This window comes from Streptomyces sp. NPDC031426 (genome assembly GCF_055581585.1).
Map to the genome: position 1 here is coordinate 1 of NZ_JBVIJE010000051.1, position 17978 is coordinate 17978.

At 74.0% G+C, this 17978-nt stretch carries 2 protein-coding genes; both read right to left on the bottom strand.

Annotation, left to right across the window (positions count from 1 at the left end):
- Positions 1-1796 (bottom strand): type I polyketide synthase (locus ACZ5NH_RS43460; protein WP_468783762.1); only part of this gene is annotated, 1796 nt, incomplete at its 3' end.
- A 16-nt stretch (positions 1797-1812) separates the two neighbouring features.
- The gene (locus ACZ5NH_RS43465) at positions 1813-17907 is read right to left on the bottom strand and encodes an SDR family NAD(P)-dependent oxidoreductase (RefSeq protein ID WP_468783766.1); all 16095 of its coding nucleotides are present in this window, start codon (positions 17905-17907) and stop codon (positions 1813-1815) included.
- Positions 17908-17978: the final 71 nt, after the last annotated feature.

The window sequence follows — 17978 nt, forward strand, 5'->3', positions numbered from 1 at the left end:
CCGATCCGGGCAGCGAACACCGGCGACACATCCAGAAGCTGCGCGGCCATGCCCGCCCACTGCGAACCCTGACCCGGGAAGACGAACACCGTCTTGCCCCCCGCGCTCACCCCCTGCACCACACCCGGCGCCACCGAACCCGCCTGCACGGCAGCAAGCCCCGCACGCAACCGCGAAGCCTCACCACCCACCACCACCGCACGATGCTCCAGACCCGCCCGGCCCACCGCCAGCGACACACCCACATCCACCGGACGCACACCCTCATGCGCATCCACCCACGCCAGCAACCGCCCCGCCTGCTCCCGCAACGCCGCGGCACTCCTGCCCGACAACGCCCACACCACACACCCACCAGCCACCAGACCCGGCTCCCCCACCGACCCCGGCCCCGGCTCCAACCCCTCCTCCACCGGCGCCTGCTCCACCACCACATGCGCATTCGTCCCACTGAAACCGAAGGAGGAGACGGCGGCTCGGCGGGGTTCGCCGGTCTCCGGCCAGGGAACGGTGTCGGACAACAGTGAGACCGCGCCGGCCGACCAGTCGACATGGGGTGTCGGCTCGTCGATGTGGAGGGTCCTGGGGAGGACGCCGTGGTGCATCGCCTGGATCATCTTGATGATTCCGGCAACACCCGCGGCGGCCTGCGTGTGGCCGATGTTCGACTTGATGGAGCCGAGCAGGAGCGGCCGGTCCGCGGGCCGGTCCTGGCCGTAGGTGGCCAGCAGCGCCTGGGCCTCGATCGGGTCGCCCAGCGTCGTACCCGTGCCGTGCGCCTCCACCGCGTCGACCTGGTCGGCCGACAGCCGGGCGTTGGTGAGTGCCTGGTGGATGACGCGCTGCTGCGACGGCCCGTTCGGCGCCGTCAGGCCGTTGCTCGCACCGTCCTGATTGACGGCGCTGCCACGCACCACCGCCAGCACCGGGTGGCCGTTGCGCCGGGCGTCCGACAGCCGCTCCACCAGCAGCATGCCCACGCCCTCGCCCCAGCCGGTGCCGTCGGCGGCGGCCGCGAACGGCTTGCAGCGGCCGTCCGCGGCGAGGCCGCGCTGACGGCTGAACTCGGTGAAGGTGGCCGGGCTCGCCATGACCGTGACACCGCCGGCCAGCGCCAGATCGCACTCGCCGGCGCGCAGCGCCTGCACCGCCATGTGCAGGGTGACCAGCGACGACGAGCACGCGGTGTCCACCGTCACCGCCGGACCCTCCAGCCCGAAGGTGTAGGCGACGCGGCCGGAGGCGATGCTGCCGGAGCTTCCGGTGCCGAGGAAGCCCTCGACGCCTTCGGGGATCTCGTCCAGGCGGGCCGTGTAGTCGTGGTACATGACTCCGGCGAACACGGCCGTACGGCTGCCACGCAGCGATGTGGGGTCGACACCGGCCCGCTCGAACGCCTCCCACGACGTCTCCAGCAGCAGCCGCTGCTGCGGATCCATCGCCAGCGCCTCACGCGGCGAGATCCCGAAGAGGGCGGGGTCGAAGTGGCCGGCGTCGTAGAGGAATCCGCCTTCGCCGACGTAGCTGGAGCCCGCCTTGTCGGGGTCGGCGTCGTAGAGGGAGTCGACGTCCCAGCCCCGGTCGGTGGGGAACGGCCCGATGGCATCGGTGCCGTTCAGGACCAGCTGCCACAGGTCCTCCGGGGTGCGTACACCTCCCGGATAGCGGCAGCTCATCGCCACGACGGCGATGGGTTCCTGGTTGCGCTCCTCGACCTCGCGCAGCCGCCGGCGGGCCTGACGCAGGTCGGCAGTGGCCCGCTTGAGGTAGTCGCGGAGCTTGTCCTCGTTCGCCATCGCGTCGGGTCCTTTCTCAGGACGAGCCGAGCTCGTCGTCGAGCAGGTCGAAAAGCTCGTCATCTGTGGCTGTTTCAAGATCGTTGTCTGGGTCGGCGGCGTCGTCCGCCGGCCCCTGGGCGTCGTCCCACCTGGCCATCAGGGCCTGCAGGCGCATGGTGATCCGCGAACGGGTGACGCTGTCCGGTGCCGTCTCGCCGGAGCTCAGTCCGGCCAGTGCGGCTTCGAGACGGTCGAGGTCGCCGAACACGGACGGGGCCCCATCCGGCTGCGGGAGCCGCGTGCGGAGGTGACCGGCCAGGGCGCCGGGCGTGGGGTAGTCGAAGACCAGGGTGGCGGCGAGCCGCATTCCGGTGGCCCCGCTCAGGCGGTTGCGCAGTTCCACCGCGGTCAGCGAGTCGAAGCCGAGTTCCTTGAAGGCTGCGTCCGGCTCGACCGCGGCCGCCTGCTGGTGTCCGAGCACGGCGGCCACCTGGGTGCGTACCAGATCGAGCAGGATCCGGTCCCGTTCGGCCGCGGACAGTCCGGCGAGGCGTTCGGCGAAGGTCCGCGTGTCGGAGTCGCTCGTGCCCGCGGCCGTACGGCGCCGGGGGGCACGGACCAGTCCGCGCATCAGCGACGGCACTGTCCCGGCGCCCCCGCCGACCGCGGCCGGCGGACGGCCGAGGTCGAGGCGGGCGGCCACCAGCAGCCCCTCCTCCAGCGCACCGGCCAGGTCGAACAGCGCCAGGCCTTCGTCGGTTCCGAGGGCGGACATGCTGCCCCTGCTGATCCGCTGCCGGCCGACCTCGTCCAGCGTGGCCGCCATGCCGTCACCCTCGCCCCACAGCCCCCAGGCGACGGACACCGCCGGAAGACCCTGGGCACGGCGGTGCAGGGCGAGCGCGTCGAGGAAGGTGTTCGCCGCCGCGTAGTTGGCCTGCCCGGGGTTGCCGAAGACGCCCGCTGCGGAGGAGAACAGCACGAACGCCGACAGGTCGTGACCGCGGGTCAGCTCGTGCAGGTTCCAGGCCGCGTCCACCTTGGGCCGCATGACGCGCTCGACGCGCTCGGAGGTGAGCGCTTCGACGACACCGTCGTCCAGCACGCCGGCGGAGTGCACGACGGCGGTGAGCGGATGCTCCTCCGGGATCGCGTCCAGGACCGCGGCCAGGGCCTCGCGGTCCGCCGTGTCACAGGCCGCCCAGGTCACCGTGGCTCCCGTCTCGCCCAGCTCGGCGGCCAGTTCACGGGCGCCGTCGGCCGCCGCGCCGCGCCGGCTGACCAGCAGCAGGTGCCGCACTCCGTGCGCGGTGACGAGGTGCCGGGCCAGCAGGCGGCCGAGCGTTCCGGTGGCGCCGGTGATCAGCACCGTCCCCTCGGGGCCGAGGTCCGGTCGCGGCCGGACCTCGGTGGACGGGACCCTGGCGAGCCGCGGCACGTGGACCGAACCGGCGCGCACGGCGAGCTGTGCCTCGTCGGACGCTCCGGTCAGGACGCCGGCCAGCGCCTGGAGCGGGCCGTCCTCGCCGTCGAGGTCGAGCAGCAGGAACCGGCCCGGATGTTCCGCCTGCGCCGACCTCACCAGTCCCCACAGGGCCGAGTGGACCAGGTCGTCGACGTCCTCGTCCGGGCCGACGGCGACCGCGCCGCGCGTCACCAGGGCGAGCCGCGTGCCCGCCAACGGGCCGTAGGAGAAGCGCTCGTCGGCGAGCCACTCATGGACCAGCCCGAGCACCGCGCCGGTCGCCTCGCGGGCCGCGGCGGCGACACCGGCGGTGCGGGCCAGGTCGGGTACGCAGGAGGAGAACACGATCTCCGGTGCCGGATCCCCGTCGGCGACGGCGTCGGCGAGCGCCCGCAGGTCGTCGTACGCGGCGACCTGTCCGCCGGCTCGCTGCAGGGCGGCACCCAGCTTCAGGTCGTCGCCGCCCACGACGGCCCACCTCGGCAGGCCGTCCGCGGCGGGCGCGTACGCCTCACCGGCTGCGGGCAGCGGCGTCCAGTCGAGGCGCCACAGGGCGTCATGGTGACCCCGACCGGCGTGGTCGGCGACGAGCGGGCGCAGCACGAGCGAGTCCACCGAGGCGACCGGTGCCCCGGTCTCGTCGGCCAACGTCAGGGAGACGGCGTCCGTACCGGCAGGCGACACCCTCACGCGCACCGCCGTCGCGCCCTCGGCGTGCAGCCGTATGCCTTCCCAGGCGAACGGCAGCCGGGCCGTGCGAGGTTCGGCCGTGTCCTCGTCCGCCGGGAAGAAGTCGCCCAGCCCGATGGCGTGCAGGGCCGCGTCGAATAGCGCCGGGTGGAGCCCGTAGGCACCGGCCTCGTCCCGCTGTTCCCCGGCGAGCGCCACCTCGGCGAAGACTTCGCCGTCGGCCCGCCAGGCGGCGCGCAGACCCTGGAAGGCCGGGCCGTAGCCGAGTCCCAGGGCGGCGAGATCGTCGTACAGCCCGTCGACGTCGACGGTCTCGGCACCGGGTGGCGGCCACTCGGGTACCGCCTGCGCGATGGCAGGCTCCAGCGGGGCACCGGCCAGGACACCAGCGGCGTGCCGTGTCCACGGCTCGTCGGCGGACGCGTCCTGAGGGCGCGAATACAGCCCGAGGGAGCGGTGTTCGGACTGGTCCGGCTCCCCTACGGTCAACCGCAGCTGGAGCGCGCCCCGTTCGGGCAGCACCATGGGAGCTTCGAGGACGAGCTGTTCGACCAGGTCGCAGCCCACCTGATCCCCGGCGCGCACTGCCAGCTCGACCATCGCGGCGCCCGGCAGCAGCACGGCACCCGACACCGTGTGCTCCGCGAGCCAGGGGTGCGTGTCGAGGGACAGCCGCCCGGTGAACACGAACCCTTCGCGGTCCGGCAGTTCCGCCGCGGCACCGAGCAACGGATGCCCGGCCGCCTCCAGCCCGGCCGACACCACATCACCCACCCAGCCCGCGGGCGCCTCCAGCCAGTAGCGCTGGTGCTGGAAGGCGTAGGTGGGCAGGTCGACGCGTCGGGCGCCGGTGCCGGCGTAGTAGGCCTGCCAGTCCACCGCGATGCCCCGGGTGTGGGCGTGCGCGAGGGCCGTGGTCAGGGTTTCCGGCTCTGGACGACCCGCGCGGAGCACCGGAACGAACGCATGGTCCTCGCCGGTGACGCAGTCCTGGCCCATCGCCGAGAGCACACCGTCGGGGCCCAGCTCGATGAACGTGCTGACGTTCTGGGCCTCCAGCTCCCGGACTCCGTCGTGGAAACGGACCGCCTCACGGACATGGCGGACCCAGAAGCCAGAGCTGGTGATCTCCTCGGCGGTCGCGAGAGCGCCGGTGAGGTTGGAGACGACCGGGATGCGCGGAGCCTCGTACGACAGACCGTCGGCAACCCGGCGGAACGCCTCCAGCATGCCGTCCATGTGCGGCGAGTGGAACGCGTGACTGACCGTCAGGCGCTTGGTCTTGCGGCCCTGTTCCTCGAAGCGGGCGGCGATCTCCAGTACGGCGTCCTCGTCACCGGCCACGACCACGGAGGTGGGGCCGTTGACGGCCGCGATGCTCACGGCGTCGGTCAGGTACGGGGTGACCTCGTCCTCGGTCGCCTGCACCGCCACCATCGCACCACCGGACGGCAGCTCCTGCATCAAACGGCCACGCGCGGCGACCAGCGTGCACGCGTCCTCCAGCGACAGCACACCCGCACAATGCGCCGCAGCGATCTCACCGATCGAATGACCGGAGACGAAGTCCGGCCTGATACCCCATGATTCGAGGAGCCGGAACAGCGCCACCTCCACCGCGAACAACGCGGGCTGCGTATACGACGTCTGGTCGATCAGCTGAGCGTCATCGCCGAACACCGCTTCTCGCAGCGGCAGTTCGAACCGAGCGAAGACCTCGTCCAGGGCCTCGGCGAACACGGGGTAGGCGTCGTACAGCTCCCGGCCCATGCCGAGCCGCTGGCTGCCCTGCCCGGTGAACAGGAACGCCGTCTTGCCCGCCACCCCCGACCCGGTCACCAGGCCGGCCGCCGCGCCGCGTCCCTCGGCCAGAGCCTCAAGCCCCGCCAGCAGACCGTCACGGCCATCCGCCACGACCACCGCACGCCGGTCGAACGCGGCCCTGTGGGCCGCGAGCGAGTAGCCGACGTCCACGGGGGCATACTCCTCGCCGGCGTCGAGCAGGTGGGCGCGCAGTCGTTCCGCCTGCGCCCGCAGCGCCTCCTCGGTCCGGCCGGAGAGCAACCACGGCACCACCGGCGGTGCCGCCTCGGGAACGGGCTTGTCCGTGGCCGCGGGCGGCTGCTCGATGATCGTGTGGGCGTTGGTGCCGCTGAAGCCGAACGAGGAGATGGCGGCCCGGCGCGGGCGGCCGGTCTCCGGCCAGTCCCGGGCCTCGGTCAGCAGCGACACCTCGCCCGCCGCCCAGTCCACGTGCGGCGTCGGCTCGTCGACGTGCAGGGTCCGCGGCAGCACACCGTGCCGCATCGCCATCACCATCTTGATGACGCCCGCCACGCCGGCCGCGGCCTGCGTGTGACCGATGTTCGACTTGATCGAGCCCAGCCACAACGGCCGGTCCTCGGCCCGCTCCTGCCCGTAGGTGGCCAGCAGTGCCTGCGCCTCGATCGGGTCGCCCAGCGTCGTACCCGTACCGTGCGCCTCCACCGCGTCCACGTCCGACGCCGACAGACCCGCCGACGCCAGCGCCTGACGGATCACCCGCTGCTGCGACGGACCGTTCGGCGCCGTCAGACCATTGCTCGCACCATCCTGATTGATCGCCGAACCCCGCACGACCGCCAGTACCGGGTGACCGTTGCGGCGGGCGTCCGACAGGCGCTCCACCAGCAACACACCCGCGCCTTCGGACCAGCCGGTGCCGTCCGCGTCCGCGCCGAACGCCTTGCAGCGGCCGTCCGCGGCGAGCCCGCGCTGCCGGCTGAACTCCACGAAGGGCGCCGGTGTCGCCATCACCGTGACACCGCCCGCCAGTGCGAGCGAGCATTCACCGTTGCGCAGCGCCTGGACCGCCAGGTGCAGGGCGACCAGCGACGAGGAGCAGGCCGTGTCGACCGTGACGGCCGGGCCCTCCAGGCCGAAGGTGTAGGCGAGCCGTCCGGAGACCACGCTGGCGGCGTTGCCCGTGCCCAGGAAGCCCTCGACTCCCTCGGGCAGGGCCGACAGCCGGGACGCGTAGTCGTGGTACATCACACCGGCGAACACACCGGTCCGGCTGCCGCGCAGCGAGGCCGGGTCGATCCCGGCCCGCTCAAAGGCCTCCCAGGAGGTTTCCAGGAGCAGCCGCTGCTGCGGGTCCATCGCCACGGCCTCGCGCGGGCTGATCCCGAAGAACGCGGCGTCGAAGTGCGCGGCGTCGTCGACGAAGCCACCGCGGAGGGTGTAGCTGGTGCCGGTGCGGTCGGGGTCGGTGTGGTAGAGCGCGTCGAGGTCCCAGCCGCGGTCGTCCGGGAACTCCGCGATGGCGTCATGGCCCTCCGCCACCAGGCGCCACAGGTCCTCGGGGGTGCGTACTCCGCCCGGGTACCGGCAGGCGAGTCCGACGATGGCGATGGGGTCGCCGTCGCCGGACGCGGTCGTCGCGGTGTCCGGCGTGGTCGTCGCGCGGGGGTCGGTGCCGAGCAGCTCTCCGTACAGGAACTCGGCGAGGACCACGGGCGTCGGGTGGTCGAACACCAGGGTGGCGGGCAGCCGCAGACCGGTGGCGCTGCCGATCCGGTTGCGCAGTTCGACCGCCGTCAGCGAGTCGAAGCCCAGCTCGCGGAAGGAGCTGTCCGTCTCGATCAGGTGTGCGGCGTCGTAGGCCAGCACGGCGGCGACCTGTGCTCGGACGAGGTCCAGCAGCACGCTGTGCCGTTCCTCGTCGGGCAGTCCGGTGAGCCGCTGGGCGAGCGAGCCTGCGCCGGGCTGTCCGGTGCTCTCCGTGCTGCGACGCGGGCGGGCCGGGACCAGGCCGCGCAGCAGCGGCGGTACGTCGTCCGCGTGTGCGCCCAGTGCGGCGGTGTCCAGCCGTATCGGAACGAGCAGCGGCTGCTCGCCCGGTGCGAGTGCGGCGTCGAGGAGGTCGAGTCCCTCCTCGGTGGTGAGGGCGGTGACACCGCCGCGGTTCATCCGGTCCAGGTCGGCCCGGTCCAACTCGCCGGTCATCGCGCCGGGTTCGGCCCACAGCCCCCAGGCGAGGGAGACGGCCGGGAGACCCTGGGCGCGGCGGTGGTGGGCGAGGGCGTCGAGGAATGTGTTGGCGGCGGCGTAGTTCGCCTGGCCCGGGCTGCCGAACAGGCCGGCGGCCGAGGAGAACAGCACGAACGCCGACAGGTCGTGGTCGCGGGTGAGTTCGTGCAGGTTGAGGGCGGCGTCGGCCTTGGGGCGCAGGAGCCGTTCGACGCGTTCCGGGGTCAGCGATCCTATGGTCCCGTCGTCGAGCACCCCCGCGCAGTGGATCACCGCGGTGAGCGGATGCGCCGCGGGGACGGTGTGCAGCAGGGCGGCCAGCGCGTCCCGGTCGGCGGCGTCGCAGGCGACGAGCCGGACGGTGGCTGCGCCCGAGTCGTGCAGGTCGGCCAGGAGGTCTGTCGCCCCCTCGGCGTCGGTGCCGCGGCGGCTGGTCAGCAGCAGGTGCCGTACGCCGTGCTCGGCCACCAGGTGCCGGGCCACCAGGCGGCCCAGGGTGCCGGTGGCCCCGGTGAGCAGGACGGTGCCGTCCGGGTCGAGGCGGGAGGTGTCGGCCGTCGCGGTGGCGCGGGCCAGCCGGGGTGCCAGCAATCGGCCCTTGCGCAGGGCCAGTTGTGGTTCGTCCGTGGTGAGGGCGGCGGGCAGTGCGGGGTGGGCGAGGCCATCGGAGTCGATCAGCAGGAAACGGCCGGGGTGCTCCGACTGAGCCGATCGCACCAGGCCCCATACGGCGGCGTGCGTCAGGTCGGTGACGTCCTCGCCGGGCCCTGTGGCCACCGCGCCCCGGGTGACGAAGGCGAGGCGGGACGCGGCGAAGCGCTCGTCCGCCAGCCAGAGGTGGACGGCGGCGAGGGCCGCGACGGCGGCGCCGCGCACGGCCTCGGCGCGGTCGGTACCGGCGGGGGCGGGAGGGGTCAGGGGGAGGATCACGGTCTCCGGCGCGGGTACGCCGGAGGCGATGTCGGCCGCCAGGGACGCGAGATCGGCGTGTACGGAGGCGTGGATGCCGAGGCTCCGCAGGTCGTCGTCGGTACCGACGACGGCCCGGTCCCCGGTGGGCGAGGCCGCCGGCACGGCGACGGGTGTCCAGTCCAGGCGGAACAGCGACCGGCGGTGACCGGCGCCGATGCCCTCGGCCGGGAGCGTCCGGAGGACCAGGGAGCCGACGGACGCGACCGGCCGTCCGGTGCCGTCGGCCACGTCCAGGGCGACGCCGTCCGGGCCGGCCTTCGTCAGCCGCACCCGAAGCGTGGAGGCACCCCCCGCGTGCAGGGTCACACCGCTCCAGGAGAACGGCAGCCGTGCCGTGCCGTCCGCGTCGCCGGCGGCGAGGGAGCCGCCCAGTCCGACGGCGTGCAGCACCGCGTCCAGCAGCGCCGGGTGGACACCGTAGTCGCCCGCCTGTGGCCGTTCGTCCTGCGGCAGTTCGACCTCGGCGAAGACGTCTTCACCCCGCACCCACGCGGCCCGCAGCCCCTGGAACGCCGGGCCGTAATGCAGACCGGCGGCGGCCAGGTCCGCGTACCGTCCCTCCAGCGCGACGGGGGTGGCGTGCGGCGGCGGCCACGCCGCCAGGTCGAAGGAGGCCGCGTCGGCGCCGGTGGCCAGGGTGCCGTCGGCGTGCCGGGTCCACGGCTCCTCGGCGCCCGCGCTCTCCGGGCGCGAGTGAACGGTGACCCGGCGCCGGCCGGTGTCGTCCGGGGCGCCCAGCACGAGCTGCACGTGCACCGCGCCGTGCTCCGGCAGGATCAGCGGTGCTTCGAGGACGAGTTCCTCCAGCCGGTCGCAGCCTACCTGGCCGCCGGCGTGGGTGACGAGTTCGACGAACGCCGTGCCCGGCAGCAGCACCGAGCCCGACACGACGTGGTCGGCGAGCCACGGGTGGGTGCGCGGCGACAGCCGGCCGGTGAACACCGTCCCGTCGTCGTCGGCGAGTTCCACCGCCGCGCCGAGCAGCGGGTGCCCGGCCGCCGCCAGTCCGAGCGCGGCCGGGTCGCCCCCGGCACGGCCGGCCGGCGACGGCCAGTACCTGCGGTGCTGGAAGGCGTAGGTGGGCAGATCGACGCGGTCGGCTCCGGTGCCCGCGAACACCGCCTCCCAGTCCGGCTGTGCGCCGTGCGTCTGGGCGAAGGCGAGTGCGGCCGTCAGGGTACCGGTCTCCGGCCGGTCGCCGCGCAAGGTGGGGGCGCAGGCGGTGCCCCCGCCGGTGACGCACTCCTGCGCCAGCGCGGACAGTACGCCGTCGGGCCCGAGTTCGACGAAGGTGGTGACGCCCGCGTCCTCGAGGGCCCGGACGGCGGCGCAGAAGCGGACCGTCTCGCGCACGTGCCGCACCCAGTGGCCCGGGGTGCGGATCTCCTCCGCGGTGACGAGGGCGCCGGTGAGGGTGGACACGACGGGGATGCGCGGGGCATGGAACGTCAGGCCTTCGGCGACCTCGCGGAAGGCGTCCAGCATGCCGTCCATGTGCGGGGAGTGGAAGGCATGACTGACCGTCAGCCGCTTGGTCTTGCGGTCCCGCTCCTCGAAGGCCGCGGCGATGCCGAGCACGGCGCCCTCGTCGCCGGAGACGACCACGGACGCGGGGCCGTTGACCGCGGCGATGCTCGCGGCGTCGGTCAGGTACGGGGTGATCTCGTCCTCGGTGGCCTGGACGGCCACCATCGCGCCGCCGGACGGCAGTTCCTGCATCAGCCGGCCACGGGCGGCGACCAGCGCGCAGGCGTCCTCCAGCGACAGCACCCCCGCACAGTGGGCGGCTGCCAGCTCGCCGATGGAGTGCCCGGCGAGGAAGTCGGGGGTGAGCCCCCACTCCTGGAGCTGGCGGAACAGTGCCACCTCCAGCGCGAAGAGTCCGGCCTGGCTGTACGCCGTCTGGTCCAGGGGTTCGCGTTCGGTGCCGAACAGGACGTCCTTCAGCGGGTGTTCCAGGTGCCGGTCCAGCTCCGCGCAGACCGCGTCCAGGGCTGCCGCGAAGGCGGGGTGGGCGGCGTGCAGCTCGCGGCCCATACCGGGGCGCTGGCTTCCCTGGCCGGTGAACAGGAACGCGGTACGGCCGCCCGAGGCTGCGCGGCCGCGCAGCAGGCCCGCCGCCGGTGTGCCGTCGGCCAGCGCGGTCAGGCCCGCGAGCAGGGTGTCCCGGTCGTGGCCGACGACGGCGGCACGGTGTGCCAGTGCGGCGCGCCCGGCGGCCAGCGTGTATCCGACGTCGGCCGGCCGCAGTCCGGGATGGGCGGCCAGGTGGCCGCGCAGCCGGTCGGCCTGGGCGCGCAGGGCGTCCTCGGTCCCGGCCGACAGCGGCCAGATCAGGTCCGGTGCCCGGACGGGCTCCGGCTGGGGGTGTGCGCGCGCGACGGCCGCCGGGGCCTGCTCGATGATGGTGTGGGCGTTGGTACCGCTGATGCCGAAGGACGAGACCGCGGCGCGGCGGGGCCGGCCCGTCTCGGGCCACTCACGGGCCTCGGTCAGCAGTTCCACCGCGCCCGCCCGCCAGTCCACGTGCGGCGAGGGTTCGTCGACGTGCAGGGTCCGCGGCAGGACGCCGTGCCGCATCGCCATGACCATCTTGATGATCCCGGCGACACCCGCGGCGGCCTGGGTGTGACCGAAGTTGGACTTGATCGAGCCCAGCCACAGCGGCCGGTCCTCGGCGTGTTCCTGCCCGTAGGTGGCGAGCAGCGCCTGCGCCTCGATCGGGTCGCCCAGGGTCGTACCAGTGCCGTGCGCCTCCACCGCGTCGACCTCCGCGGCCGACAGCCGGGCGTTGGCCAGCGCCTGCCGGATCACCCGCTGCTGCGACGGCCCGTTCGGCGCGGTCAGGCCGTTGCTCGCACCGTCCTGATTCACCGCCGTACCGCGGACCACCGCCAGCACGGGATGGCCGTTCTTCCGGGCGTCCGACAGTCGCTCCACCAGTAGCAGGCCCACGCCCTCGGACCAGCCGGTGCCGTCCGCGCCCGCAGCGAACGCCTTGCAGCGGCCGTCCGCGGCGAGGCCGCGCTGACGGCTGAAGCCGACGAAGGTGCCGGGCGTCGCCATGACGGTGACACCGCCGGCCAGGGCGAGCGTGCACTCGCCGGAGCGCAGCGCCTGGACGGCCAGGTGCAGGGCGACCAGCGACGACGAGCAGGCCGTGTCGATGGTGACCGCGGGGCCCTCCAGGCCGAAGGTGTAGGACACCCGGCCGGAGGCGATGCTGCCGGTGGCGCCCGAGCCGAGCGAGCCTTCGGCGACGCCGGGAGCCTGCTCCAGCAGCGAGGCGTAGTCGTGGTACATCACGCCGGCGAAGACGCCGGTCCGGCTGCCGCGCAGGGACGCCGGGTCGATGCCCGCGCGTTCGAAAGCCTCCCAGGCGGTCTCCAGCAGCAGTCGCTGCTGCGGGTCGGTGGCGAGAGCCTCGCGCGGGCTGATGCCGAAGAGCGCGGGGTCGAAGTCGCCCGCGTCGTGCAGGAAGCCGCCCTCGCGGGTGTAACTGGTGCCGGGGTGGTCGGGGTCGGGGTGGTAGAGACCGTCGACGTCCCAGCCCCGGTCGGCCGGGAAGGGGGTGATCCCGTCGAGGCCGGCGGCGACCGCCTGCCACAGGTCCTCGGGGGTACGGACCCCGCCCGGGTAACGGCAGCTCATCGCGACGATCGCGATGGGCTCGTGGTCGTCGGCGACCACCGCGGCGGCCGTCTCGGCCGTGCGCGTGCCGATGATCTCGGCGTGCAGGTGCCGGGCGAGGACGGCGGAGGTGGGGTGGTCGAAGACCAGGGTGGCGGCGAGCCGCAGTCCGGTGGCCTCGCTCAGGCGGTTGCGCAGTTCCACCGCGGTCAGCGAGTCGAAGCCGAGTTCCTTGAAGGCCGCGTCGGGATCGACCGCGCGCGGGCTGTGGTGGCCGAGGGTCGCCGAGACATGCGTGCGCACCAGGTCCAGCAGAAGGCGTTCCTGCTCGGCCTCGCCGAGGCCGGCCAGGTCCTGCGCGAGCGAGGAGGCACCGGTGCCGGTGCCGTGGGGCTCGGCGGTCCGGCGGGCGGGGACCCGGACCAGGCCGCGCAGCAACGGCGGAACGGGGCCGGCGGCCGCGTCGGCGCGCAGCGCGGTCAGGTCGAGCCGGGCGGGAACCAGCAGGGCTTCGGAGGACGAGGCGGCCGCGTCCAGGAGCCGCAGGCCCTCGGCCGCGGGCAGGCCGCGCACCCCGCCGCGGTTCATCCGCTCGACGTCCGAGGCGTCCAGGCCGCCCGCCATGCCGCCGTCGGCGTCCCACAGCCCCCAGGCGAGCGACACCGCGGGCAGGCCCAGGGCGCGCCGGTGGTGGGCGAGGGCGTCCAGGAAGGTGTTGGCGGCGGCGTAGTTGGCCTGGCCGGGGCTGCCGAAGACGCCCGCGGCCGAGGAGAACAGCACGAACGACGACAGGTCCATCTCCTGTGTCAGCTCGTGCAGATGGAGTGCCGCGTGCACCTTGGGGCGCAACACGCGCCCGAGCCGCTCGGTGGTCAGCGAGCCGACGACACCGTCGTCCAGCACCCCGGCGGTGTGCAGGACGGCGGTCAGCGGATGTGCCTGGGGAACGCCGGCCAGTACGGCCGCAAGCGCGGCGCGGTCGGCGACGTCGCAGGCGGCCCAGGTGACCTGGGCGCCCGCCTGTTCCAGTGCGGCGGTCAGCCCGGTCGCGCCGGCGCCGCCGCGGCGGCTGACGAGCAGCAGGTGGCGTACCCCGTGCTCGGCCACCAGGTGGCGGGCGACGAGGCCGCCCAGTGTGCCGGTGGCGCCGGTGACGAGGACCGTGCCGTCGGGGTCGTAGGGCCGCGTGCTCGGGTCGGTGACGGCCGCGCGGGCCAGCCGCGGTGCCCGCAGCCCTCCCCCGCGCACGGCGATCTCCGGCTCGCCGCAGGCCAGGGCGGCCGGAAGCGCGGTGGAGGAACCGTCCAGGTCGACGAGGACGAAGCGCTCCGGGTGCTCCGACTGCGCCGAACGCACCAGCCCCCACAGGGCGGCGTGCGTCAGGTCGCCGGCCGTCTCGCCGCTGCCTGCGGCCACCGCGCCACGGGTGACGAAGACCAGCCGGGCGTCGGCGAACCGTTCGTCGGCCAGCCAGGACCGCAGCAGGCCCAGGGCGCGCCCGGTCGCCTCCGTCACCGCCTCGGCGCCGGTGTCCGCGTCCGGGGACGTGAACGTGGCCAGGACCGTGTCGGGCACGGTGGCCGAACCCGCGTCGAGGGCGGCTCGCAGGCCGTCCAGGTCCGCGTACCGATCCGCGTCGGCGACCGGTCCGGCCTCTCCGTCACCCAGTACGGCCCACCGGCCGGCGGGGATCACCGGGGGCACCGGGACGGCCGCCCACTCGATCCGGAAGAGCGACTCGTGGTGACCGGTGCGGACCTGATCCGGCGACACCGTGCGCAGCGTCAGCTCGTCGACGCGGGCGACCGGCCGGCCGACGGCGTCGGCGACGGTCACGGACACCGCGTCCGGCCGCCCGGTGCCCGCCAGCCGCACGCGTGCGGCCGACGCGCCGACGGCGTGCAGCGACACTCCGCTCCAGGAGAACGGCAGCCGGCCCGGGCCGTCGTCGGCCACCACTCCACCGAGCCCGAGGGCGTGCAGCGCCGAGTCCAGCAGGGCCGGGTGCAGCCCGTAGGAGCCGGCCTGCGGCCGCTGGCCGTCGCCCAGTTCGACCTCGGCGAAGATCTCCTCGCCGCGCCGCCAGGCGGCCCGCACGCCCTGGAAGTCGGGTCCGTACACGAGGCCCGCGTCGCTCAGCCCGTCGTACAGACCGTCGAGGGGCAGCGCGACCGCGCCTTCGGGGGGCCAGACCGTCAGGTCGGCGGTCCCGGCCGGCACGGTCCCCGTGGTCAGCACACCCGCGGCATGCCGGGTCCACGGCGCGTCGGCGGGCGCCTCCTCGGACCGCGAGTACACGGACAGCGAGCGCCGGCCCGACCCGTCCGGCGGGCCGACCCACAGCTGGATCTGGACCCCGGCCGTCGCGGGCAGGACCAGCGGCGCCTCGAGGGTGATCTCCTCCAGGTGGTCGCAGCCGACTTGGTCACCGGCGCGGAACGCCAGTTCCACGAAGGCGGAGCCGGGCAGCAGCACCGAGCCCATGACCGTGTGGTCGGCGAGCCACGGGTGGGTGTCGAGCGCCAGCCGGCCGGTGTAGAGGAAGCCGTCGGTGTCGGCGAGGGCGACGGCCGCCCCCAGCAGCGGGTGGTCGGCCGCGCCGAGCCCGGCCGAGGTCACGTCCCCGAGCGGGTAGCCGCTGTCCAGCCAGTACCTCTCGCGCTGGAAGGCGTAGGTCGGCAGCTCGACCTGGTGCCTCCCGGCCCCGGCGTACACCTCGCTCCACGCGATCGGCACACCTCGTACGTGGGCCTGGGCCAGAGCGGCGGCCGCACTCTCGGCCTCCGCCCGTCCCTGGCGCAGCACGGGGACGAAGGCGTGGCCGTCGCCGGTGACGCAGTCCTGCGCCATCGCCGAGAGCACACCGTCCGGGCCGAGCTCGATGAACGTGGTGACCTTCTGGGCTTCGAGCGTGCGGATGCCGTCGTGGAAACGGACCGCCTCACGGACATGGCGGACCCAGAAGCCGGAGCTGGTGATCTCCTCGGCGGTCGCGAGAGTGCCGGTGAGGTTGGAGACGACCGGGATGCGCGGGGTCTCGTAGGTCAGGCCCTCGGCGACCTCGCGGAAGGCCTGCAGCATGCCGTCCACGTGCGGCGAGTGGAACGCGTGACTGACCGTCAGACGCTTCGACTTGCGGCCCTGCTCCTCGAAGCGGGCGGCGATCTCCAGTACGGCGTCCTCGTCACCGGCCACGACCACGGAGGCGGGGCCGTTGACCGCCGCGATGCTCACGGCGTCCGTCAGGTACGGCGTGACCTCGTCCTCGGTCGCCTGCACCGCCACCATCGCACCACCGGACGGCAGCTCCTGCATCAGCCGACCACGCGCCGCGACCAGCGTGCACGCGTCCTCCAGAGACAGCACACCCGCGCAATGGGCGGCAGCGATCTCACCGATGGAGTGACCGGAGACGAAGTCCGGCTCGACACCCCATGATTCGAGGAGCCGGAACAGCGCCACCTCCACCGCGAACAGGGCGGGCTGCGCGTAAGCCGTCTGATCCAGAACTCCGGACTCATTGCCGAACACCGCTTCGCGCAGCGGCAGTTCGAACCGGGCGAAGACCTCGTCCAGCACCCGGGCGAACACGGGATGGGCGTCGTACAGCTCCCGGCCCATCCCCAGCCGCTGACTGCCCTGCCCGGTGAACAGGAACGCCGTCTTCCCTGCCCTGGCCCGGCCGTGGGCCACGTTCGGGAGGGGTTGGCCGGCCACCAGTGCGTCGAGTCCGGCGAGAAGCGTGTCGAGGTCGCGGCCGACGACGACCGCGCGATGGTCGAAGGCCGCGCGGCCGGTCGCGAGGGTGCGGCCGATGTCGGCGGCGGTCGTGCCGTGGTGGGCGGTCAGGTGCGCGCGGAGCCGTTCGGCCTGGGCCCGCAGTGCCTCGGGCGTCCTGGCCGACAGCGGCCACAGGTGCGGTACGGAACCGCCGTCCGGCCGGTCCTGTACGGCGCTGTCGTCGGGCCGGTCCTCGGGAGCCTGTTCGAGCACCGTGTGGGCGTTGGTGCCGCTGATGCCGAACGAGGAGACCGCGGCCCTGCGCGGACGGCCGGTCTCCGGCCAGGTGCGCCGTTCGGTGAGCAGGGAGACCGCGCCCGCCGACCAGTCGACGTTGCGGGTCGGCTCGTCGACGTGGAGGGTCCGGGGCAGCACTCCGTGCCGCATCGCCATGACCATCTTGATGATCCCGGCGACGCCCGCGGCGGCCTGGGTGTGGCCGATGTTGGACTTGACGGAACCCAGCCACAGCGGGCGGCCGTCCTCCCGGCCCTGCCCGTAGGTGGCGAGCAGCGCCTGCGCCTCGATCGGGTCGCCGAGCGTCGTACCGGTGCCGTGCGCCTCCACGGCGTCGATGTGGGTGGGCGACAGCCGGGCGGCGGCCAGGGCCTGGCGGATGACGCGCTGCTGCGAGGGGCCGTTGGGCGCGGTAAGGCCGCTGCTCGCGCCGTCCTGGTTGACCGCGCTGCCCCGGACGAGGGCGAGCACCCGGTGGCCGTTGCGCTCGGCGTCGGACAGGCGCTCCAGGAGCAGCATGCCGGCGCCCTCGCCCCAGCCGGTGCCGTCGGCGGCGTCCGCGAAGGACTTGCAGCGGCCGTCGAGGGCGAGGCCGCGCTGACGGCTGAACTCGGTGAAGGTGCCGGGCGTCGACATGACGGTGACACCGCCGGCCAGGGCGAGCGTGCACTCGCCGGAGCGCAGCGCCTGCGCGGCCAGGTGGACGGCGACGAGCGAGGAGGAGCAGGCCGTGTCGATGGTGACGGCGGGGCCCTCGAGGCCGAAGGTGTAGGCCACCCGGCCCGAGGCGATGCTGCCGGAGCTGCCGTTGCCCAGGAAGCCCTCGACCTCCTCCGGCACGGCGAACAGGCGGGCTCCGTAGTCGTGGTACATCACGCCGGCGAACACGCCGGTGCGGCTGCCGCGCAGTGTCGTCGGGTCGATCCCGGCCCGTTCGAACGCCTCCCAGGAGGTCTCCAGCAGCAGCCGCTGCTGCGGGTCCATCGCAAGCGCCTCGCGCGGCGAGATGCCGAAGAACGCCGGGTCGAACTCGGCCGCGTCGTGCAGGAAGCCGCCCTCGCGGACGTACTCCCTGGGCCGGCCGTCGGTGTCCGGGTCCGGGTCGAAGAGGACGTCGGTGTCCCAGCCGCGGTCGGCGGGGTAGGCGGAGACCGCGTCGCCGCCGTGGGCGACGAGCTCCCACAGGTCCTCGGGGGTGTGCACCCCTCCGGGGTATCGGCAGCTCATCGCCACGATGGCGATCGGCTCGGCGTCCCGCTCCTCCACCTCGCGAAGCCGTCGTCGGGCCTCGCGCAGATCGGTCGTCGCCCGCTTGAGGTAATCGAGGTACTTCTCCTCGTTCACCATGTACGCCGTCCCCGTGGTGAGAGTGGTGGGATGTGTGCGAGCCGGAAAGCGCGGGCTCGGTGCGCGTG